This window comes from Spirillospora sp. NPDC048824, assembly GCF_043198455.1.
Classification (GTDB): Bacteria; Actinomycetota; Actinomycetes; order Streptosporangiales; family Streptosporangiaceae; genus Spirillospora.
In genome coordinates this window covers 52,313-73,116 of the sequence record NZ_JBICUS010000006.1, presented here as the reverse complement: position 1 = coordinate 73,116, position 20,804 = coordinate 52,313, and the positions used below count along the sequence as shown (strand labels likewise).

Here is a 20,804-nt window from a genome sequence, read left to right as displayed (position 1 = left end):
CGCGTCGGAGGCGGTGTCACGTGGCGGGGGCTCGTGTGATCGGGCGGCGCCGCGGCCGGTGGGCACGGTCCTCGGATGCGTCGGCGTGGGTGCCCGCCGGTGGGACGCGAACCTCGATGCGTCCGTTCTGGATCCGTGCCTCGTAGCAGGGCTGCGGTGTGCTGGCCGGGCCGCGGACGATGCCGCCGTCGGCGAACCGGAACGTGCTGCCGTGCCACGGACAGGTGACGCAGCCCTCCTCGAACGTCCCCTCGCCCAGCGGGCCGCCCATGTGGCTGCAGGTCGCGGCCAGGGCGTGCACCTTTCCGTCCGTCCGGTGGAGCAGGACCCGGACGCCGTCCGCGTCCGCCGTGCGGTGCTCGCCCTCGGGCAGTTCGGCCGCCGCCAGCACCGGCGTCCACTCTTCCGGGCCCTGCTGCCAGGCGGTGCGGTTGACGTTGACGCCCTTGACGAACGTCAGGTGACCGCCGAGGTAGGCGCTGATCGCCATCACGCCGAGCCCCGCGAACCCCAGGGCCTTCCCCTTGCCGCGGTGACCGCGGACCCGCGCGGCGAGGGACGCCGCGTACAGCGTCAGTGCCGCGCTGTTCACGGTGGCGTGGACCAGCCCCACCCGCCGCTCGGCCCCGAGCGTGTCGGACCAGTCGTTCATCCCGGTGACGGCGGTGGGCACGGCCGCGACCACCCCGGCCGTCACCAGCAGGTCGGCCGCCGGTTCGGCGTCGCATCCCCCCACGGCGTCCAGGAGCCCGGCCATGGTCCACGCACCGATCGGCACATCGGTGAGCGGCGGATGCAGCGGATGCCCGATATTGGTCCCGCTGAGCAGATTCCGGACGAACCGTGGCCGGACCACCTTCTGAGCCACGGAACTGACCGGCTTGGCGACCCTGTCCAGGGCCTCCGCCTTCTCCAGCCGACGCACCGCCCTGTGCGGCATGCTCATAACGCCTCCCCCAAGGCACGACTTCACTCGTCCGCTCTCTTCCCCCCGACACCCCCCGAAACCGTCCGCGCACCGATCACCCGGGCCCGGCCGCGTCACCACCGGGACAAACCGGTCAGGAATCGAGAAGCGCCGCCCATGGAGCCGCGCCTAGCGTCACCGTCATGACTTCCATCGAATCCATCACCCTTGAGGCGTCCGACCTCGACGCCGCCCGCAGCTTCTACACCACCGCCTTCGGTCTGGACACTCAGGTGCTCCTGCGGGCCTCGGACGCGCCGACGACCGGATTCCGCGGCTTCACGATGTCTCTCACGGCGTCCCAGCCCGGAAACGTCAACGCCCTCATCGACGCCGCCCTCGACGCCGGCGCCACCACCCTGAAGCCCGCCGCGAAGTCGTTCTGGGGCTACGGCGGTGTCGTGCAGGCCCCGGACGGGGCGATCTGGAAGGTCGCGACCTCGAACAAGAAGGACGCCGGCCCGGCGACCCGGGAGATCGACGACGTCGTGCTCCTGCTGGGCGTCGCGGACGTGGCCGCGACCAAGCGGTTCTACGTCGACCGCGGCCTCACCGTGGCGAAGAGCTTCGGCCGCAAGTACGTCGAGTTCGCCGCCTCGTCGAGCCCCGTCAAGCTGGCGCTCTACGGGCGCAAGGCCCTCGCCAAGGACGCCGGCGTCACTCCGGACGGCACCGGATCGCACCGCCTCATGATCGGCACCGACGCCGAGTCCTTCACCGACCCGGACGGGTTCGTGTGGGAGACCGCATCGGAGACCGCGACCCTTTGACCCGCTCGCGGCCGCACCCCTGACCCGCCCGCGGCCGTGGCCCCCGACCCGCCTGCGGCCGGCTCGCCCGGCCGCGGACATCGAAGAACGGAGTCATCCCCGTGTGCCACCCCTCGTGGGGCCGCGCCCTCACCGCGGCGCAGCGCCAGAGCGACCTCGCGCGGCTGCGCCGCGTCCGCGACCGGATCGACCGCGAGTACGCGCGGCCGCTGGACGTGGAGGCCCTCGCCCGCGGCGTGAACATGTCGTCCGGGCACCTCAGCCGCCGGTTCCGCCAGGCCTACGGCGAGTCGCCGTACTCCTACCTGATGACGCGGCGCATCGAGCGGGCGATGGCGCTGCTGCGCCGCGGCGACCTCAGCGTCACCGACGTCTGCTTCGAGGTCGGCTGCCAGTCGCTGGGCACCTTCAGCACGCGCTTCACCGAACTGGTCGGTATACCACCCTCCGTGTACCGGCGCCGGGCCGCGCGCGCGAGGGCGGGAATGCCGCCGTGCGTCGCGAAACAGGTGACCCGGCCGGTCAGGAATCGAGAAGCGCCGATTGCCGAGCCGCAACTAGCGTGATCGTCATGGACCTCAGCATTCACACCACCGTTCTTCCGCACGACGACCCGGAGGCGTCCCTGGCCTTCTACCGCGACACCCTGGGCTTCGAAGTCCGCAGCGACGTCGGAAAGGGCACGATGCGCTGGATCACCGTCGGCCCCGCCGGCCAGCCCGGCACGTCGATCCTCCTGGCGCCCCCGGCCGCCGATCCCGGCATCACCGACGACGAACGCCGCACCATCACGGAGATGATGGCCAAGGGCACCTACGGCTGGATCCTGCTGGCCACCCACGACCTCGACGACACCTTCGAGAAGGTCCAGGCCGGCGACGCCGAAGTCGTCCAGGAACCGACCGAGCAACCGTACGGCGTCCGCGACTGCGCCTTCCGCGACCCCGCGGGCAACCTGATCCGCATCCAGCAACTGCGCTGAGCCGGCAAGCCCGGCTCTCCCGCCTCCGGGGGCCCGGCGGCCTGCGGGGCCTGCGCGGTCAGCCCTTGCCGCGGGCGTCGCGGATTATGTCGCGGACGCGGTCCATCATCGCGGCGGGCGGGCCGACGAGCATGTTCTTGGTCGCGCTCTCGGTGCCGGGGTGTGGGCGGGTGGGGGCGATCGCCTCGGCGGCACGAACCGCGGCGGCGAAGCCCTTGAGCTGGGCCGGGCTGAACTGGGCGCCGAGCCGGTCGAACTCGTAGCGTTCCTCGGCGCGGGCGTGGGTCAGCACGTCCATGCGCAGCTTGTCGAGCGTCTTGAGGAACGCCGGGTCGTCCGTGTCCATGCCGTCCAGTTCGGACAGCAGTTCCTTGGCCTGGCGTTCCTCGGCGAGACGGTCGTCCACGATGCCGTCGCCGCCGGGCAGGCTCCGGGCCACCGGATGGACGATCTCCTCTTCGGCGGTTTCGTGCACGGCCAGCAGCCGCACCAGCGCCCGGAACGCCTCCTTGCGCTCCTGCCCTTCGGAGTTCATCACCTGATCGAACAGGTCGCGGATCTGGCCGTGCTGCGCCTTCAGCAGGTCGATCAGATCACTGGTGGACGAGTATTGCGTCGTAGTACTGCTCACAGCGTCTTCCCCACTACGTCTGATGTCCCGACTACTTGATCTCCCGACGTACCCGACGTACCCGACGTACCCGAGGGTCCGGTTACTGGTACCGGTCCCGGCGCAGGCTCGGAACGGGATGGGGCCCTTCGGTCTCCAGGCGGTACTCCTCGCCGAACTTGTGCTGGTGGTCCTCCATCACCTGGTCGCTGGGCGGCCGCTCGGCGTTGATCTTGTCCTGGTACTCCTCGAACCGGCGGTGGGCCTCCTGGACGTAGCCGGTGCCCAGCGTCGTCCAGTCGATCTGGGTGGCCAGCAGCTCGCGGACGAGCTCCTTGTTCGGCTCGAAGGTGACCGGCTCGGGCAGCGACGGCGCCAGGACCTGTTCGGGGTCGCGGCCGTCGTGGCGGCGCATCAGGTCGCACGCGACGCGGAGGTGCTCCAGCTCCATGTTCAGGTGCAGCTCCCAGATCCCCTTGACGCGCGGGTCGGTCTCGGTCTGCATGAACGAGTAGTACAGGTAGCACTCGTTGTACTCGTGGTTGACCAGCCGCTCCCACCACGTCTCCCCCGGGTCGACCAGCGACTCGTAGTGGGTGACGTGCTCCTCCTCCACCAGCCCGATCTCCTGGTAGAGCTGCCGGGCGATCGGCTCCATGTACATCGGGCCGACGTTCATGTAGAAGTTCATCGTCTGCTGCTCGGCCGACATGATCGTCAGCGCGTGCAGCTTCGAGATCGGCGCGGCGGCCTCACGGTCGTAGGGCTCGCGGACATTGTCGACCGGGTGGCGGTGATGCAGCCGCGTGGGCCGTCCCGGCATCGCCTCGGTGAGCTGATCGATGATCTTCTCCGCCTTGCGGTGCTCGATCATCTCGTACAGGTTGGCGTACCGGTACAGGTGGTCGAAGTCCTCCAGCAGCCCGAACTGGTAGGCCTTCTTGAGATACGGGTCGGGTTCCTGCCGCGCCACCCAGCCGGTCAGGTCGACCGCGACCTGCTCATAGGCGATCGTGGTCTCCAGCACCGACGCCTGCCCGGGCAGCAGCCAGTTGACGACCTTCTGCTGCTGCTGCTCGATGTAGCGGACCTGCGCGAGCTGCTGCTTGACCTCCGGATCCGGGCAGACCCGGTTGAAGTGGTGGCTGAACATGATCGCCTCCACCTCGATGCCGTTCATCGCGATGATGCGGCACCGGGTGTAGGGATCGGCATGGTCGGGATCGACGGGCGCGACGTCCAGCTGGCCCCAGTTGCGGAGTTGGTCTTCCAGCGGGATACCGCGGTGTTCGAGCGGGTTGAACGCCACCAGGCTCACCTTCCCGTGAGTTCGTATCGGCCTGACGCCAGGTGCGCCTACCCCGCACGATCCGAACCGCACCCCCACCACCGACCAATTTCAAGATCTTTATCTCGCCTTAGCCCCCCACGGCCCAACCCCGATCGCCTCTCGCATTCCGGCCGGACGGCGTAGGGTCGAAACTGTAGATCTTTAAGGCCCTGCGGCCCTGGCGAGAAACGGGACTGGGAGACATGGACGACGCGCAGCAACCCGCCACAATCGATACGACCGTGCCGCACTCGGCCCGCATCTGGAACTACTGGCTGGGCGGCAAGGACAATTACGAGGTCGACCGGGAGATGGGCAGGACGGTCGAGCAGATCTTTCCCGGGTTCGTGCAGTCGGCGAGGATGACCCGCCAGTTCACCGGACGCGCGGTCCACTATCTCGTGGCCGAGGCCGGGATCCGCCAGTTCCTGGATGTCGGCACCGGGCTGCCGACGGCCGACAACACCCACGAGGTGGCGCAGCGCGTCGCGCCCGAGTCCCACATCGTCTACATGGACAACGACCCGTTGGTCCTCGCCCACGCCCACGCGCTGCTCACCAGCACGCCGGAGGGCGCGACCACCTACGTGGACGCCGACCTGAACAAGCCGGACGAGATCCTGCAGGCAGCGCGGCAGAAGCTGGACTTCGACCGGCCTATCGCGCTGATGCTGATGGGGATCCTCGGCCACATCGACCCCTACGAGCGGGCCCGCGACATCGTCGCCACCCTCGTCGACGCGCTGCCGTCCGGTTCCTACCTCGCCATCGTGGAAGCCGACGACACCCACCCGCCGTTCGTGGAATCCATGCGGGCCTACGCCGAGTCCGGTGCGATCCCGTACCGGCTGCGGAGCCCCGAGCAGATCCGCGGGTTCTTCGACGGCCTGGAGCTGGTCGAGCCGGGACTCGTCCCGCCGTACACCTGGCGGCCGCTGCGGGAGAACGACATCGGCTCCACCGAGCCCATCCCCGGTACAGGCCTGGCCGCGGTGGCCCGCAAGCCCTGACGGGGCGAAGGCCGAATCCTGGCACCGCGTCCACAACCGGCTTGACGTCTCAGTTCCCGAGCCTTGGCGGGATCGTCAACCGCTCCGGGTGCGGAGGCCCCACGCCAGGGTCGGGATCATCACCGCCGCAGCGACGGCGAGGAGCCGGCGGGTGTGGCCGATCCGGGCCGGTGCCGCGCCTGCGACGGTCCCGGCGGTGTCATTCGTGCTGTTCATGTCGTCCTCCATCGTTCGGTGACCGGCGCAGGGGTGTGCTGACCGGCATGTGGCGTGCCTGGGCGTGATGATGCGCACCCTCGCCGTGCGGCGGCCGGGGTTGCGCAGGGCGCGGACGCCGGTGCCGCGGAGCCAGAACCCGGCGTCGCGTCCGAGGACCGGCCCGGGTTCGCCGTCGCGCAGCTCCAGTTGCACGCGCCCGCGGGTGACGACGCCGAACGCGTCGGACCATTCGGCAGCGTCCACCGCGGCACGCTCACCACCGCGCAGTGCGAGCGTCCGCACCGGACTACTCCGTGCCGTCCGCCGGGAGGCGCTCGGGCAGCCCGAGCCGCGGGAACCGGTCGTCGTGGAACGTGACGATCTCGGTGATCGCCCCACCGGTGACGCGCAGGACGTCGATCGTCAGCGGCAGGTACGCGCCCTCGCGCTCCCGCCACTGGTAGAAGGCGACGGCGGGCTGCCGGTTCACGGAGGTGGGGACGGCGCGCAGGCCCGTCATGCCCTCGAAGCCGCTCTCGACCCAGTCGTTCACCACCGCGTCGCGGCCGACGTACAGGCCCGGCGTGGGCGGCATCGAGCACCGGACGTCGTCGCGCAGCAGTGCGGCGAGCCCGTCGACGTCGGTGGCCAGGCTGGCGTCGGTATAGCGGCGCACCACCTCGCGCGCCTGGGCGTCCTCCTCGCCGCCGGTCCAGTCCTGCCGCTCGGCGGGCAGGTGCTCGCGCATGCCGGCCCGGGCCCGCTGCAGGGCGCTGTTCACCGAGTTGACGGAGTCCCCGAGGAGCTCGGCGACGTCCTTCGCCGGCCAGCCGAGGACGTCCCGCAGGATCAGCACGGCCCGCGGACGCGGCGCGAGATGCTGGACCGCGACCAGGTACGCCAGCTCGATCGTCTCCCGCGCGGCGGCGACGGTCTCCGGCTCGTCCGCGTCGCCCGCGGGCACCTCGTCGAGCAGCCGGTCCGGGTAGGGCTGCAGCCACCGCACCTCGCCGCCGGTCGCGGGCTCCGGGCGGCGCTTGGCGAGCAGGTCCAGGCAGGCGTTGGTGGCGATCCGGTACAGCCACGCCCGGAACGTCGACCGTCCCTCGAAGGTGTCCCGCCGCCGCCAGGCGCGCAGGAACGTCTCCTGCACCGTGTCCTCGGCGTCCTCGAACGACCCGAGCATCCGGTAGCAGTGCACGTGCAGCTCCCGCCGGTGCCGTTCCGCCAGCCCCGAGAACGCCGGCTCCCCGACCTCGCCCAGCCCGCCCACGCCCAGACCGCCCACGCCCAGCTCCTCCGGTCGCGTGTCCGCACCCATCACGTCATCCCTCCGTCTCGTCATGTCCCGTCGCAGGTATGACGGGTACGGACGCGACAACTCATCACCATTCACCAGAAACAGCCCTGATCAAGATCTGCCCTGATCTGCCATCTGCCATCTGCCATCTGCCCTCATGACCGAGGACTCACGTATCGAGACCGTGACACATGACCCGGCCAACGGCGTCTATGCCACCACCGACGACTATGCACGCCATGGAGGTCCGCAACGCGCAGCGACTGCTCTTCCTCTCCGGGACGATGGGCGATGACCGTGGACAACATCGTCCGGCTCACCAGCTATCTGCGTGACGCCTCCACGACCGGCCCGACGGATCGTTCACTCCACCGTGCAGTGCGGCGAGACCGGCACGCCGACGCGGAAAACCACGGACCGAGACCAAGTAAATCCGGAGAGATACTTCATGCTTACCTTCACCTGAAACGTGCGCACCCACTGTGCATGTTCGATAACATTGGGTTATGTGTTCGAGTGGGTTCGATCCGGCGTCGATGTCCACCAGTGAGCTGGTGGACGCGGCGGCTGCGATCGCGTCCGAACTCGCCCAGCGTCCTGGACCCGGCTCTCCGGCGGTGTGCATGCGGGACGCCGAGACCCTCGCCCGCGCGACCGACCTGCACGAAAGCGTCCTGGCCGGGCTGATCGGGCGGGTGGACGCCTCGGGTGAGATGCGCCGCTGGGGGTACCCGTCGGTACGAAGCTGGCTGCGGACGCGGCTGGGCATGCGAGAGGCCCGCGCCAAGGAACGCATCGCGCTCGCCCGCGAGCGCCACCGCCTTCCCCAAGTCGCTCAACGTCTCGCGGCCGGGGACCTGTCGTACGGGTACGCCGCCACCGTGGCCGCTGCCGTGACCCGCCTGGACGATGAGGACTGCGCCAGGGCCGAGGAGATCCTGCTCGACCTGGCCGAGCAGGGGTTCTCCGCAGGAAAGGTCGCCGCGTTCGCCAACCGGATCACTGACCTGATCGCCGAACGCGACGGCACCGAAACCCCCGACCCCGACTCGCGGCGCGGGTACAGGCGGTCCTGGATCGACTCCACCCGCTCCCTGGACGGCGGGCGGTACGTGAAGGGCTGGCTGACCGCCGAGGACGCCGCCATCTGGGACGGCACCCTGGGCCCGCTGGCCAAGCCGGCCGGGGCCGACGACCACCGCGATCTGGCCGAACGCACCGCCGCCGCGCTCACCACCGTCCTGTCCGGCGGGCACCGCGCCACCAAGGTCACCGTCATCTGCGACCTGGACACCCTCACCGGCGGCACCGCCCCCGCACGCCTCACCGACGGCACCCCCATCCCCGCCGAACAGGCCCGGCGCATCGCCCTGGCAGCCGGAGTGTCACCGCTTCTCCTCGGACGCGGCCACATCCCCTTGTACCTCGGCCGCACCACCCGCTTCGCCACCCCGGCCCAACGCCGAGTACTCGAAGCACTCAACCCGACGTGCGCCGTGCAAGGCTGCGAGGTCCCCGGGACGTTGTGCGAAGTCGACCACGTGGCCGGCTGGGCCCTCGGTGACACCCCCACCGACATCGACAACCTCACCTTGACCTGCGGATTCCACAATCGCTTCAAGGCCGCCAGCCCCGACCAGATCCACGTCACCCGAGACCACGACGGCCGCTACACCTACCGGCTCCTACCTCCCGGCGACAAACCCGACCGGCCCCCACCGCCACCCGGCACCCCAACCCCCTGGGATCAACCCGCATCCCACGCTTCGCGCCAACCACCCCGCCACCCACGACACCGGCACAGAACCCGCCCCCCGCGAACCAGCACCGGCGCGCCGGACCCGGGCCGAGCCACCGACACGCACGCCATCGGCGCGCCTCCCACCCGAGGACGCCGCCAAACCGCAGGCCCTTAGTGCGTGTTTTCATTCCCAGCGGCTTGATGACCAGGACACCAAGTCGTAGCGTCCACTGGAAGTCGCTACCGCTCGATGGCAGACTCACGGCCCATGCCTGCGCAAGATCCACGCATCCACCTGCTGCAGGCCGGACAGTCGCTCGCCGAATGCGAGTTCCTGCTTCGGCAGTTCAGCGGCGAACCCGCGATCCCTGACCTGATAGCCCAGGCTCGCCACCACTGCGACCAGGCCGGGCAGGGACCGCACGAAGACACCGAGACCGCCGCCACCCTCGCGATCCTGCGTGCGGTCGCCTCGACCTTCGCCCTACGGCACGTGGCGCTGTCCGACGTGTGCTGCGATTTCGACGACGTTGACGGAACCCTGCTCAACGGGTTGGAAAAGCACGACGGTAACGGCGTCAGCCGTCCACTCGCCGAGGAAGCCATCCGTACCGCAAAGGCAGCCTTTGACGCGGACCCCCACGACGCCCTCATGCCGCTCTACCTCGGCCATGCCCTCACCTGGACGGGCGACCAGGACGCCGCCATCGCCGCCTACCGGGAAGCCCAACGCCGCGCCCCCGACGACAATTGTGTCCGTTCCGCCCTTTCCTACCTTCACGCTCCGCCCACCAAGAAGCCTCAGAGCGAGAGGAGTCACCCCCGCCACGCCTTCGCACTACTGCGCAGCGCCTACTGGATCAACAACAACGAATGGGAGGACGCCCTCGTCCTATTCGCCTCCGTCGCCGACGTCCGCACGCATCTGGCCACTCTCCTCGGCCCTGGCCCCAACGACTCCCGACCCGGCTGCCTGACTGGTGAAGACCTGGACGATGAGGGCGCGGAGTTGACCTTGCACATCCACCGCCCCGGCCGTCCCATTGCCATGTACGACCTGGACGCCCGTCTCCATGAGAACACCGAGACCACGTCCATCGACTGGACCGACGTGCCGGTGGACGAGTTGCTGGAACCGCCCCTCCCACCGGGCCGCCCCCTTCGCCTTCACTCCAGGGTCTGCTTCCCCACAGGCCGGTAACCGAAGAAGCGCCGTTAGGTGTCGGCCGGCACCGGTTTCCTCGGCCAGCTGGGGGTGGCGCCCTTCCTCGCGAGGCACCTGGTCATGAGGGTGATGGCTGCCCAGGTGATCAGCGTTTCGGAGTGCTGGACGAGGCGTTCGTAGTCTCGGGCATGCTGGCGGGCGTGCATCATCCAGGCCAGGCTCCTCTCGACGACCCAACGACGAGGCAGCACGACGAGAGCAGCACGACGAAGCCGGACGCGTCTTTGGGACGGCTGACGGGCTTGATCGTCAGGTTGAGATGCTGCTTGGCCCAGTCGACGAGCTTGCCCGCGTAGGCGGAGTCGGCCCAGACGATGGTGATCTCTGGGTCCATGAGGCGGAGTCGGAAGAGGACTTCCTTGGCCGCGGCCGCGTCGTGGAGGTCGGCGGGAGTGACCATGACCAGCAGGGGCAGGCCGCGGATGTCGACGACCATGTGGCGCTTGCGGCCGTTTGTTTCTTGCCGGCGTCGTAGCCGCGGGAGTCGCGGCCGACGGTCTCGGCGGCCTTGACCGACTGGGAGTCGAAGACGGTGGCGACCGCGCGGGGTCCTTAGCCCATCTCGCGGCGGATCCGGCCCTGGTGGGCTCTCACGAGGTGATGCGCGAGCAGATCGAGCACCTGATCGCCTCAGCGAGCTGCCCAACGTCACCATTCAAATCGTCCGCAACAATGGGCGTCCGGCGGGCACAGGCGGCGCCTTCGTGGTGGCTACCATGGAGGGCCGGAGCGAGGTCGCCTACATGGAGACGACCGTACGAGGCATCACGACCGACAACCCCTCGGACCTCGCCAGGCTCTCCGAATCGCTTCGAGAGTTGCGAGCGGGGGCGCTCCCCGAAGACATGTCCCGGGACATGATCAGAGAGGCATTGGAGAAATGGACCTGAGCAACGCCACCTGGCGCAAGGCAAGCCGCAGTGGCGAGAACGGCGGCGACTGCGTCGAGCTGGCGGACGTGGCCGGTGCGGTGGTGGCGGTGCGGGACAGCAAGGACCCGGACGGGCCCGTCCTCCTGCTGACCCGCGCGGCCCTGCGGACGGCCGTCGAGTCCGCCGCCAAGGTGCACTGACCGTCCAGAAACATCCGCCCCGGCGGCCCCCAAATCGTTATGTCGCGGCGAGTCATCCCGTCCCCCCGGGCACGGACGATTTGCCGCAACCACCGAGCCCAACCGCCTGCGGCCAGGGGTGACCACAGCGCGCCCGGTGGCCTTCGGGGTATCAGTCCGCCTCGGTCAGGCTTTTCAGCTGTCCAATCTGTTCCTCTATCTTCTTCTTCTGGATAATGAACACATCCAGATTCTTCCGCATCTCGCTCTCAAGGCTGATCAGGTTCTTTTCGCTCACCGTCGCCTGCTCGTAGCGTTCTGCGATGCCTTCAGCCTCGGATCGCCCTTTCAGGGTTTTCAGCTGGTCTTCGAGCTGACGGCGGGTTGAGCCGGCGTCAGCGACCTTCCGCTGAGCTTCCGCCAGCTCCGCAAGCAGCTCATCGTGCCTCTTCTGGAGTTCCTGGAGCTTCGCACTCAGCGATCCACTGGCGTCTGCGGGCTGCTCGCGACGTTTGCGGCGGCCTCTGCCGAATCTCATGTGACCTGCCTGTCTGTGCCATTCTGTGCAATCGCTCGCGAGATCAGGGCCCCCATCACTCGCGAGCAGGGCTAGGGGAATTGCGGGGGTTCCGGCACTCAGTCCGCCGGGAGGCCGCCGTCCGAGTTCTCGGACGTTGGCGGTGTGCTGTCCGTCATCCCTGGCCACGACGTCGGGGGTGCGCCGAATGCGCGACGACCGGCCCTCACGGTCAGAGTCGCGAGGGCGGCGTTGGCGCCGCCACCGATCACGGCGCCGATACCGAACGGCGTCACTCGGCCGAGAACGATGATTCCCTGCTTGGTCCCGTACTTCGTGACGAAGTTCTTCCCCAAGATCTTGTTGATCTGGCGCAACGTTTCGACCGGCACCTTCGCGACGACCTGACGTCCCCAGTGTTGCCCCGTACGCTCGGCGACCTTGCCGATGGTCTTGGAGCCGGACCCGCCGAGCATTATCCCCATCACGATCGTTCGGCGGCGTTCGATCTCGTCGATGGGGATTCCGTGGACTTCGGCGATCGAGAGCGCGAAAAGGGTGCTCAGTTCGAGAGACGAGAAAACCTCGCCCGCCGACAGCGCCAGTGCGACTCCTGTGCCGACGCCGGGCGCGGCCGCAGTTCCTCCGACTGCGGCACCCGTCCCGGCCAATGCGCTCACGTACATCCGCTCCAGATTGCGGATCACCTGCGCTGGTGTCGCCTCCGGGTCCCGTTGGCGGGCCCGAGCGATGTTCTTGCGCACGAGCGGGCTCTGGATGTCGATTGCCTTGTCCAGTAGGTCGAGAACTCGCTGCCCACGGACGGCTTCTGCCGGAACCGGTCCTTCGAGGTCACCTGATGCCATGCCTTGAACTCCTCGTGGAAGGACGCCTTGTTGTCGGACGGGACGGGGTATCGAGATCGGGTCTACACCAGTTCGCGCGTTGACTGAGTACACATGACCGGAATCGGACTCTCGGGCGGGCCTGCCAGGTAGACGGCGCTCGCGACGGGCGAGCGACCTCGTTCCTTGGCAGGGGCGCACCGGGAGGCCAACAACGCCATCTGGCGCGATCTCTGGGCCGGTGCTGACCGGCGGCGGGCACTCCCGGTCCTTCAGCGGGCGGCTGGGGACCTTCGTCCACTGCCCTGGTGAGGGTGCGGGGCGGACGCTGAAATCCCACGGAGGGGTTGAAGTTCCAAAAGGAGAACGCCGGTGACGCAGATCGTCAAGGACGGCCACGTCGCCTCACCGGCGGCCGGGGACGGCGGCAAAGGGCGGGGGCGTCTCCGGGTGTGGCTCGGCCGCGTCATCGGTCTGCTCATCGTCGCTGCGATCTTCGGGAAGGTCCTGCCGGGCCTGGTCGACCTGGAGCGGGTCGCCGAGATTCTGCGGACCCGGGTGGAGCCGATGGAACTCGTCCTGCCGGCGGCGTTCACGGTCCTGTCGGTCCTCGCCTCGGCGGCCGGTCTCAGCGCGGCGCTCCCGCGGCTGAGGATCGTGCACGCGGCCGTCATCAACGTGGTGACCACCGCGCTGTCCTACGCCCTGCCGGGTGGAGGCGCCGCCGGGGCCGCGCTGAACGTCGCGATGTGCCGGCAGCTCGGGTTCCGGGCGGCCCCGATCGCGTTGCAGGTCCTGGTGACCGGGGTGTGGAACCTCGTCTCACGGCTGACGTTGCCGCTGCTCGCGCTGGGCCTGCTGGCCATGGTGTCCGACGTTCCCGAGAAGGTGCGCGGGGCAGGGGGCCTGGGGTTGGGTGTGGCCGCCGTCCTCGTCGCGCTGACGGGCATCATGCTCTGGAACGATCGCGCGGCGTCCGTCGTGGTGGCCGCCGGGTACCGCCTCGCCGGGCCGTTCCTGCGTTTGCTGCACCGTCAGGTGGGCGACCACGCCGGCGGTGTGGCGCGGTTCCAGGGGGAGGCCCGCGAGCTGATCCGCAGCCGGTGGCCGGCGCTGACCCTGTCGGCGGCCGGCTACCACGTGTCGGTGTTCGCGGTGCTGTATCTGTCGCTTCAGGCGGCGGGCGTCTCCCGGGTGGGTGTCCTGGAAGCCTTCGCCGTCTACACGATCGCCCGGCAGGTGACCGCCATTCCCCTCACGCCGGGCAGCGCGGGCGTGCTGGAGCTGGCGCTGATCGGCGGGCTGGACCTCACCGGGGCGGACTTGCCGGCGGCCACGGCGGGCGTGCTGCTGTTCCGGTTCTTCACTTACCTGCTCTACCTGCCGGCGGGCGGGCTGTTGTGGCTGTGGTGGCGGTGGGTCCGCCCGGTTACGGCGGCGCGGCCGCGCGAGGCCGCGTTCCGCCACCCGATGGACGCCGTCCGGCTGGTGCTCGCCCTGGTTTCGCTGGCCGTGCTGGTCGTGGTGAGCCGGGGCGTGCCCAGCTGGGACGTCGATCTGCTCCGGCTGGTGAACGACCTACCCGACGCGATCGAGCTGCCGGTGTGGCTGGTGATGCAGGCCGGCTGGCTCGGCGCGGTCGTGGCCGCCGCCGTGGCCGCCGTCTGTTTCCGCAAGTTCCGCCTTGCCGTCACGTTGGGCGGCAGCGGGGCGCTCGCGTGGATCCTGGCGAAGGTCGTCAAGGACGTGTCCGGACGGCCGCGTCCCGCCGCGCTGCTGGACGATGTCGTGCTCCGGGCCGACGCGACACCGTGGGGCACGGGTTTCGTCGCCGGTCACACGGCCGTGGCCGCCGCCCTCGTCACGGTGGCCGGTGCTCATCTTCCGCGCCCGTACCGGCGCGTCCTGTGGCTCGTCGTCGCCGCCGCCGGGGCCGCCAGGGTCTACATGGGGGCGCACTTCCCCCTGGACGTGCTGGGAGGAGCGGCGCTGGGCTGGGCCGTGGGTGCGGCGGCGCTCGTCATCCTCGGGACGCCGGGGCATCGGCCTCGGCTCACGGCGGTTCACAAAGCGCTCACCGCGCATGGGCTGACGGTGGCGGACGTGCAGCGGATACCGGGCGACCTGCGGCACGCGGTCCCCTTCGCCGCGACCACGTCCGACGGGCGGCTCTTCGTCAAGGTGATCGGCCGCGACCAGCGCGACGCCGACACGCTTCACCGGCTGGGACGTCTGTGGCGCCGCAGACCGGGCGAGCCGCCGTTCGCCACCGCCAAGCACCTGGCCGAGCATGAGGGCTACCTGCTGATGCGCGCCCGGCGGGCCGGTGCGCGGGTCCCGGCCGTCCGGTTCGTGACCGAGATCGGCCCGGGGAGCTGGGCCCTGGTCATGGACCACGTCGACGCACGTGCCCTGACCGAGGCCGGCGACCCGGACCCGGAGGTCCTGGACGACCTGTGGCGGCAATGCGCGGCGCTGCGACGCGACCGCATCGCCCACCGCGACCTCCTGCCGGAGAACGTCCTGGTCGACGGGCGGGGACGTCCCTGGATCGTCGGGTGGGGACGCGCGGAGACGGACCCGGCGGCGGAACTGCTCGACGACGACGCGGCCCGGCTGCTCGCCATGACCGCATCGGTCACCACGCGTGCGCGGGCGTTGGCGGCGGCGCGGCGCGTCCTCGGCCCGGCCGCGACGGCCAAGCTCACCGCCCCGCCCCGAGACCACGGAGACCGAGATCACCGAGACCGAGACCACCGAGAGCGAGATCACGGAGAGCGGGGCCATGGGGGGAAGGCGTCCTCGCGGGCCTTTCGCAGGCGGCTCGGTGTCCCCGGTCTGTCGTCGGCCCGGTTCGGCCTGTTCCCTCCGAGGGCGCCCGCCACGGCGCGGCATCCCGCCGATGTGATCCGTCTCGCCATCGGGCTCGGTGCCTGCCTGTCCCTGGCCATTTTCGCCGCGGACGGTTTCCTGCTGGACGCGGAGGCGGACGTCTTCCGCCTCGTCAACGACCTGCCCGGCTGGTTGTTCTGGCCGGTCAACCTCGTGATGCAGACCGGTGCCCTCGGCGCGGTCGCGGTGACCGCGGCGGCCGCGCTGGCGGTGCGGCGGGTCCGGCTCGCCGTCGACCTGGCCCTGGGCGGCACCCTGGCGTGGCTGCTCGCCAAGCTGATCAAGGACCTCGCCGACCGCGGCCGTCCCGGGGCGCTGCTGTCGGAGGTCGTGCTGCGGGGCGCGCACGAGGGCGGCCTCGGGTTCGTGTCCGGCCACGCCGCCGTGGCCGCCGCCCTGGCCGCCGTCGCCGCCGCGCACGTCCGCCGCCCGGTCCGCTGGGTGCTGTGGGCGGTCGCGATCACGGTGCCGGTGAGCCGCGTCTACGTCGGCGCCCACTTCCCGCTCGACGTCGTCGCCGGGACGGCACTCGGCTGGGCGGTCGGCGGCGCCGTCCACCTCGTCCGCGGCACCCCGAACCACGTCCCGGTACCCGCACAGGTCGCCACGGGTCTCACCCGCTGCGGGCTGGCCGAGCCGGACGTGGCACCGCTCAAGGCGGACGCCCGCGGCTCGGTCCCGTTCACCGCCGTCACCGCCGACGGCCGCGCCGTCTTCGTCAAGGCGCTCGGCCGCGACCACCGGGACGCGGACCTGCTGTTCAAAGCGGCCCGGTTCCTCCTGTACCGCGAGGTCGAGGACGAGACGCCGATGGCGAGCCCCAAACGGCAGGTCGAGCACGAGGCGTACATGCTGATGCGGGCGTCGGCCGCGGGCGCGCGCGTCCCCGCCGTCATCGGTGTGGCGCCCGCCGGGCCCGGCACCTGGATCCTCGCCGAGGAGGCCATCGACACCGGCGGCCGCCCCGTCCACTCGCTGGACGACCCCTGCCTGCGCCGCCTGTGGTCGCAGGTCGCGAAACTCCACGCGGCGCGTATCGCCCACCGCGACCTGCGGCTGGCGAACGTCCTCATCGACACCGGCGGCCGTCCCGTCCTCGTCGACTTCGGTTTCGCCGAGGACGCCGCCGGCGACGGCCGGCTGGCCCAGGACGTGGCCGAACTCCTCGTCTCCACGGCCCTCGTCACCGGCCCGCGGCGCTCCGTCCGGGCGGCGGTCGACGTGCTCGGGCTTCCCGCCGCCGAGGCCGCCGCGCCCTACCTGCAGCCCCTCGCCCTGGCGGGCGCCACACGGACGATGCTGCGGGAACACCCGCTCCTCCTGGATGAGCTTCGCACGGCGTTGACCGGTGCGGGCGCCACCCGCGTCGCTCCCCGGCCGCTGTCGCGGATCCCGTCCCGGCCCTGGTTCCTGCTGCTGCTCGTCCTCGTCGGATACGTCACCTACCACGCGCTCATCGGCATCACGGGCCCGCGTTCCCCGATGACCGTCCTCGCCGACGCCCACATACGCTGGCTCCTCGCGGCAACATTGCTGGTGGCGGCCTCCTACGCAGCGGGTGCGCTCTCCTTGATGGGCGCCTCCCCGCGCAACCTGGCCTTCGGACGCACCTACGTGCGCCAGGTCGCCGCGTCCTACGCCTCCCGCCAGCATCCGACCGGACGGGGCGGCGCCGTCGTTCTGGGCGGCTACCTCCGCGACCATGGAGCCGGACCACACGAAGCCACCCAGACCGTCGCGCTCACGAGACTGACCGGTGCGCTCGTCCATCTGATCGCCCTGGCGCTGGCCCTGGCATCCGCCGCCGCACAAGGGTGGGGGACGCTGCGCTCTCCGGCATGGTCCGGGCCGCTGATCCTCGCGGTTTCGGCGGTCGCGTTGCTCGGCACGGCCCTCCTGTGGCGCCGCCGGGCCGAGATCATCCTGCCGCTGAGGGCCGTCGCGGCGGGACCGTCCCGGCGGTCGCACAGACCCAGGCACCTCATCGCGCTCCTCGCCGGCAGCTCCATGGTCACCACGTGCTCGGTGCTGACCTTCGTGGCCGTGGGCCACGCCATGAACGTGCCGCTCTCCGCCGCAACGCTGGCGTCGGTGTATCTCCTGCTGATCCCGCTGCGCCTTCTCGGTCCCCTCCCGGGAGGCCTGGGCATCGTCGAACCCCTCTTCGCGCTGGCCCTGGTCGCCCTCGGGACCGGCCCGACCGAAGCGGTCGTGACCGTCCTGCTCTACAGGATCCTCAGCTTCTGGCTCCCGATCCTGCCCGGCGCCCTGATCTCCCACGCCGCTGCGCCTGGCCGCCCGCGAGGCCCTCGGCCGTCACGCACGGCCTGGCGTCGTCGGCGTCCTGGACGCGGGTGACGCCCCGGCGTCCCGCCCGCTGCGCACCGAAGGCGGCGTGGGCGTGAGCTCCGGCGGCTTTCGAGGCTCGCCGCCCGCAGGCGCGGCGTTCAGGGGGCTTGGGTCCGCCGATCCGGGGGACCTTCGCCCCTGGGGGTACGCGGACGGAGATCACAAACTGAGGGTGAACAGGAGGTGTGGCCGTGAACATCGGATGCGCCCAGGTGGTCGCCGATCCCGGCGACGGCCGGGGATACGCGGGCGACGGCGGCCGGTCCGGCCGGATGCGGCTGCGGGTGGCGGCTTCGATCGGCACCGGGGAGTACGACGAGCGGTCGGCCGAACTTCGATGACGACGGATCTCGCGCCCTACCGCAGAACCGCCGCCGAGATCGTGCGCGACCTCGGCGGCGACATGTCGCACGGGTTGACCTCGGCCGAGGCCGCCGCCCGGCTGGAGCGCGAGGGTCCCAACGCGCTGCCCGCCGCGCGGGGCCGCGGCCCGGTGGTGCGGTTCCTGCTGCAGTTCAACAGCCCGCTGATCTACGTCCTGCTGGTGGCGGCGGTCGTGACGGCGCTGCTCGGTGAGCACGTGGACGCGGTCGTGATCCTCGGCGTGGTGATCGTGAACGCGGTCGTGGGGTTCGTCCAGGAGTCGCGGGCCGAGAAGGCGCTGACCGCCCTGGCCGCGATGACGCAGACGATCGCGACGGTCGTCCGCGACGGTGCGGCGTCGCGGGTCCCGGCGGCCGGGCTGGTCCGCGGCGATCTGGTCGAGCTGGAGGCGGGCGACAAGGTCCCCGCCGACCTGCGGCTGCTGCGCACCGACGAACTGGCCGTGGACGAGTCGACGCTGACCGGCGAATCGGTGCCCGTCACCAAGGACCCGGCGGCGCTACCCGAGGTCTCTCTCGCCGACCGCACCGCCATGGCCTACTCCGGGACGCTGGTCACCGCCGGCCGGGCCGCCGGAGTGGTGGTGGCCACCGGCGCGGACACCGAACTCGGCGACATCCACCGGCTGGTGCACACCACCACCGCGGTGCAGACGCCCCTCACCCGCAAGATCACCCAGTTCAGCAAGATCGTCACGGTGGCGATCCTGGCGCTGGCCGCGCTGACCTTCCTGATCGGGGTGCTGTACGGCCGGGACAGGGCCGAGATGCTGACCGCCGCGGTCGCGCTCGCGGTCGGCGCGATCCCCGAGGGCCTGCCCGCCATCGTGACGATCACGCTGGCGCTCGGCGTCGCCCGGATGGTCCACCGCGGCGCGATCGTGCGGCACCTGCCCGCCGTGGAGACGCTCGGCGGCACCACCGTCATCTGCACCGACAAGACCGGCACCCTGACCCAGAACCAGATGACCGTCACCGCCGTCACCGCGGGCGGCCGGGACTACACCGTGACCGGCACCGGCTACGCCCCCGCCGGCGAGGTGCGGCTGGACGGCCGGGCGGCCGACCTCGCCGGGCATCCCGTGCTGCGGGAGACGCTGCTGGCCGGCCTGGGCTGCAACGACGCACGGCTCGTCGACACCGGCGGACAGTGGACGATCACCGGGGATCCGACCGAGGGCGCCCTGCTGACCAGCGCCGCCAAGGCCGGCCTCGAACACGCCCCGCACCGCACCGCGACGCTCCCCTTCGGTTCCGAGCGCCGCTACATGGCCACCCTGCACGAGGACGGCACCGTCTACGTCAAGGGCCCCGTCGAGCGGATCCTGGAACTGTGCGGCGACGCCGCCGGCCCGGACGGCTCCCCGGTCCCGCTGGACCCGGCCGCCGTCACCGCCCGCGCCGAGGACTACGGCGGGCAGGCCCTGCGGGTGCTGGCGTTCGCCTGCGGGCACACCGACGCCCCCGGCCTGGACGAGCTGCCCCGGCTGACGTTCCTGGGCCTGCAGGCCATGCTGGACCCGCCGCGCGCCGACGCCGCCCGAGCCGTCCGGACCTGCCACGACGCGGGCGTCCAGGTCAAGATGATCACCGGTGACCATGCCGCCACCGCCCGCGCCATCGGCACCCGCGTCGGGCTGCACGGCGACGTCATGACCGGCGACGAACTCACCGCCGACCTCTCCCCCGAACGCGTCCAGGCCACCACCGTCTTCGCCCGCGTCTCCCCCGAGCAGAAGCTCCGCCTCGTCCAGACCCTCCAGGGCGCCGGGCACGTCATCGCGATGACCGGCGACGGCGTCAACGACGCGCCCGCCCTCAAGCAGGCCGACATCGGCGTCGCGATGGGACGCACCGGCACCGACGCCGCCAAGGAGTCCGCCGACATGGTCCTCACCGGCGACGACTTCACCTCCATCGAGCAGGCCGTCGAGGAGGGACGCGGCGTCTTCGACAACCTCGTCAAGTTCATCGTCTGGGCGCTGCCGTCCAACGTCGGGCTCGGCCTGGTGCTGGTCGCCGCGATCGCCGTGAACACCGCGCTGCCGATCCTGCCGCTGCAGGTGCTGTGGCTGAACATGACCGCGGTGCTCGTCCTCGGCCTGCCGTTCGCCGTCGAACCCAAGGACGAGCACATCATGCTCCGTCCGCCGCGCGACCCCGGCCTGCCGCTGATCTCCCGCGCGCTGACCGCCCGGATCCTGCTGGTCTCGGCGATCCTGCTCGCCGGCTCCTTCGGCCTCCAGCACTGGGAACGGGCCCACGGCGCGACCCCCGAGACCGCGCAGACGATCGTCGTCAACGTCTTCGCGCTGACCCTGCTGACCTACATGTTCAACTGCCTGTCGCTGGACCGCCCCCTGCTGTGGCGCGGCATCCGCCGCAACCCCTGGGTGGCCGTCAGCGGTCTGGCCCTCATCGCGATCCAGCTGATCTACACCTACACACCCGCCATGAACGACGTGTTCCACTCCGCGCCGCTCACCGCCGCCGCCTGGGCACGCATCATCGTCATCGCCGCCGTTTCCTACATGGCGGTGGAAGCCCTCAAGTACGTCCAACGCGCCCGCTGACGCCGTCCGTGCAGCGAGACGGGACGTTTCGAGACAGGACGTTCGCCCCTAACACCGCACC

18 protein-coding genes and 1 pseudogene are annotated in these 20,804 nt (G+C 70.7%); 11 read left to right on the top strand and 8 right to left on the bottom strand.

Annotated features, from left to right (window positions below; translation table 11 throughout):
• Window positions 1-16: 16 nt before the first annotated feature.
• Window positions 17-946, bottom strand: a complete 930-nt coding sequence (locus ACGFIS_RS13495; protein WP_392970888.1) for a Rieske 2Fe-2S domain-containing protein — start codon at window positions 944-946, stop codon at window positions 17-19.
• Window positions 947-1,110: 164 nt separating this feature from the next.
• Between ACGFIS_RS13495 and ACGFIS_RS13490 the strand changes: the two genes are divergently transcribed.
• From ACGFIS_RS13490 to ACGFIS_RS13480, 3 genes are all read left to right on the top strand, one after another.
• Entirely contained in the window at window positions 1,111-1,737 is a 627-nt protein-coding gene (locus ACGFIS_RS13490; protein WP_392911609.1) for a glyoxalase, read from the top strand.
• Between the two features lie 101 nt (window positions 1,738-1,838).
• Window positions 1,839-2,303 (top strand): helix-turn-helix transcriptional regulator, encoded by a 465-nt coding sequence (locus ACGFIS_RS13485; RefSeq protein WP_392911606.1) that lies wholly within the window; start codon window positions 1,839-1,841, stop codon window positions 2,301-2,303.
• A 5-nt stretch (window positions 2,304-2,308) separates the two neighbouring features.
• Entirely contained in the window at window positions 2,309-2,719 is a 411-nt protein-coding gene (locus tag ACGFIS_RS13480) for a VOC family protein (protein ID WP_392911604.1), read from the top strand.
• A 58-nt stretch (window positions 2,720-2,777) separates the two neighbouring features.
• Here the strand turns inward: ACGFIS_RS13480 and ACGFIS_RS13475 are convergent, their stop codons facing one another.
• The gene (locus tag ACGFIS_RS13475; RefSeq protein ID WP_392970885.1) at window positions 2,778-3,350 is read right to left on the bottom strand and encodes a hemerythrin domain-containing protein; all 573 of its coding nucleotides are present in this window, start codon (window positions 3,348-3,350) and stop codon (window positions 2,778-2,780) included.
• Window positions 3,351-3,432: 82 nt separating this feature from the next.
• Window positions 3,433-4,638, bottom strand: a complete 1,206-nt coding sequence (locus ACGFIS_RS13470; protein ID WP_392970882.1) for a hypothetical protein — start codon at window positions 4,636-4,638, stop codon at window positions 3,433-3,435.
• A 224-nt stretch (window positions 4,639-4,862) separates the two neighbouring features.
• On the opposite strand from ACGFIS_RS13470, the gene ACGFIS_RS13465 reads away from it, so the two are divergent.
• Window positions 4,863-5,669 (top strand): SAM-dependent methyltransferase, encoded by an 807-nt coding sequence (locus tag ACGFIS_RS13465; RefSeq protein ID WP_392970879.1) that lies wholly within the window; start codon window positions 4,863-4,865, stop codon window positions 5,667-5,669.
• A gap of 75 nt (window positions 5,670-5,744) precedes the next feature.
• Here ACGFIS_RS13465 and ACGFIS_RS13460 read toward each other — a convergent pair whose 3' ends face one another.
• Together ACGFIS_RS13460 and ACGFIS_RS13455 are read right to left on the bottom strand one after the other, a co-directional pair.
• Entirely contained in the window at window positions 5,745-6,170 is a 426-nt protein-coding gene (locus ACGFIS_RS13460) for a hypothetical protein (protein WP_392970876.1), read from the bottom strand.
• A gap of 4 nt (window positions 6,171-6,174) precedes the next feature.
• On the bottom strand, window positions 6,175-7,188 hold the full coding sequence (locus ACGFIS_RS13455) for an RNA polymerase subunit sigma-70 (protein WP_392970873.1): 1,014 nt from the start codon (window positions 7,186-7,188) through the stop codon (window positions 6,175-6,177).
• 485 nt (window positions 7,189-7,673) lie between these two features.
• On the opposite strand from ACGFIS_RS13455, the gene ACGFIS_RS13450 reads away from it, so the two are divergent.
• Both ACGFIS_RS13450 and ACGFIS_RS13445 read left to right on the top strand, forming a co-directional pair.
• Window positions 7,674-9,083 carry a DUF222 domain-containing protein gene (locus tag ACGFIS_RS13450; protein WP_392911592.1) on the top strand — a complete coding sequence of 470 codons (1,410 nt, stop codon included), beginning with the start codon at window positions 7,674-7,676 and terminating at the stop codon, window positions 9,081-9,083.
• 93 nt (window positions 9,084-9,176) lie between these two features.
• The gene (locus ACGFIS_RS13445; protein WP_392911589.1) at window positions 9,177-10,109 is read left to right on the top strand and encodes a tetratricopeptide repeat protein; all 933 of its coding nucleotides are present in this window, start codon (window positions 9,177-9,179) and stop codon (window positions 10,107-10,109) included.
• Window positions 10,110-10,141: 32 nt separating this feature from the next.
• Here ACGFIS_RS13445 and ACGFIS_RS13440 read toward each other — a convergent pair.
• Window positions 10,142-10,709, bottom strand: a pseudogene (locus ACGFIS_RS13440) (transposase); the annotation flags it as partial.
• 62 nt (window positions 10,710-10,771) lie between these two features.
• On the opposite strand from ACGFIS_RS13440, the gene ACGFIS_RS13435 reads away from it, so the two are divergent.
• Both ACGFIS_RS13435 and ACGFIS_RS13430 read left to right on the top strand, forming a co-directional pair.
• On the top strand, window positions 10,772-11,023 hold the full coding sequence (locus ACGFIS_RS13435; protein ID WP_392971251.1) for a Scr1 family TA system antitoxin-like transcriptional regulator: 252 nt from the start codon (window positions 10,772-10,774) through the stop codon (window positions 11,021-11,023).
• Complete coding sequence (locus ACGFIS_RS13430) at window positions 11,014-11,205, top strand: DUF397 domain-containing protein (protein WP_392970870.1); 192 nt, start codon at window positions 11,014-11,016, stop codon at window positions 11,203-11,205. The genes ACGFIS_RS13435 and ACGFIS_RS13430 overlap by 10 nt, the downstream gene beginning before the upstream one ends.
• Before the next feature lie 151 nt (window positions 11,206-11,356).
• Here ACGFIS_RS13430 and ACGFIS_RS13425 read toward each other — a convergent pair whose 3' ends face one another.
• Together ACGFIS_RS13425 and ACGFIS_RS13420 are read right to left on the bottom strand one after the other, a co-directional pair.
• On the bottom strand, window positions 11,357-11,722 hold the full coding sequence (locus tag ACGFIS_RS13425) for a hypothetical protein (RefSeq protein ID WP_392911585.1): 366 nt from the start codon (window positions 11,720-11,722) through the stop codon (window positions 11,357-11,359).
• A gap of 98 nt (window positions 11,723-11,820) precedes the next feature.
• On the bottom strand, window positions 11,821-12,567 hold the full coding sequence (locus ACGFIS_RS13420) for a hypothetical protein (protein ID WP_392970867.1): 747 nt from the start codon (window positions 12,565-12,567) through the stop codon (window positions 11,821-11,823).
• Between the two features lie 351 nt (window positions 12,568-12,918).
• On the opposite strand from ACGFIS_RS13420, the gene ACGFIS_RS13415 reads away from it, so the two are divergent.
• The 3 genes from ACGFIS_RS13415 to ACGFIS_RS13405 all read left to right on the top strand — a co-directional run bounded on the left by ACGFIS_RS13415 (window position 12,919) and on the right by ACGFIS_RS13405 (window position 20,743).
• A complete protein-coding gene (locus tag ACGFIS_RS13415; RefSeq protein ID WP_392970864.1) occupies window positions 12,919-17,796 on the top strand; it encodes a lysylphosphatidylglycerol synthase domain-containing protein in 4,878 nt (1,625 codons plus the stop codon).
• 176 nt (window positions 17,797-17,972) lie between these two features.
• Window positions 17,973-18,128, top strand: a complete 156-nt coding sequence (locus ACGFIS_RS13410; RefSeq protein ID WP_392970861.1) for a hypothetical protein — start codon at window positions 17,973-17,975, stop codon at window positions 18,126-18,128.
• Entirely contained in the window at window positions 18,125-20,743 is a 2,619-nt protein-coding gene (locus tag ACGFIS_RS13405; RefSeq protein WP_392970858.1) for a cation-translocating P-type ATPase, read from the top strand. Before ACGFIS_RS13410 ends, ACGFIS_RS13405 begins: the two co-directional genes overlap by 4 nt.
• The last annotated feature ends 61 nt before the right edge of the window (window positions 20,744-20,804 follow it).

Excerpts from the sequence above, each read along its gene's own strand:
- ACGFIS_RS13495 (WP_392970888.1), bottom strand. The coding sequence starts at position 946 with ATGAGCATGCCGCACAGGGCGGTGCGTCGGCTGGAGAAGGCGGAGGCC.
- ACGFIS_RS13490 (WP_392911609.1), top strand. The coding sequence starts at position 1,111 with ATGACTTCCATCGAATCCATCACCCTTGAGGCGTCCGACCTCGACGCC.
- ACGFIS_RS13480 (WP_392911604.1), top strand. The coding sequence starts at position 2,309 with ATGGACCTCAGCATTCACACCACCGTTCTTCCGCACGACGACCCGGAG.
- ACGFIS_RS13465 (WP_392970879.1), top strand. The coding sequence starts at position 4,863 with ATGGACGACGCGCAGCAACCCGCCACAATCGATACGACCGTGCCGCAC.
- ACGFIS_RS13455 (WP_392970873.1), bottom strand. The coding sequence starts at position 7,188 with ATGGGTGCGGACACGCGACCGGAGGAGCTGGGCGTGGGCGGTCTGGGC.
- ACGFIS_RS13450 (WP_392911592.1), top strand. The coding sequence starts at position 7,674 with ATGTGTTCGAGTGGGTTCGATCCGGCGTCGATGTCCACCAGTGAGCTG.
- ACGFIS_RS13445 (WP_392911589.1), top strand. The coding sequence starts at position 9,177 with ATGCCTGCGCAAGATCCACGCATCCACCTGCTGCAGGCCGGACAGTCG.
- ACGFIS_RS13430 (WP_392970870.1), top strand. The coding sequence starts at position 11,014 with ATGGACCTGAGCAACGCCACCTGGCGCAAGGCAAGCCGCAGTGGCGAG.
- ACGFIS_RS13425 (WP_392911585.1), bottom strand. The coding sequence starts at position 11,722 with ATGAGATTCGGCAGAGGCCGCCGCAAACGTCGCGAGCAGCCCGCAGAC.
- ACGFIS_RS13420 (WP_392970867.1), bottom strand. The coding sequence starts at position 12,567 with ATGGCATCAGGTGACCTCGAAGGACCGGTTCCGGCAGAAGCCGTCCGT.
- ACGFIS_RS13405 (WP_392970858.1), top strand. The coding sequence starts at position 18,125 with ATGACGACGGATCTCGCGCCCTACCGCAGAACCGCCGCCGAGATCGTG.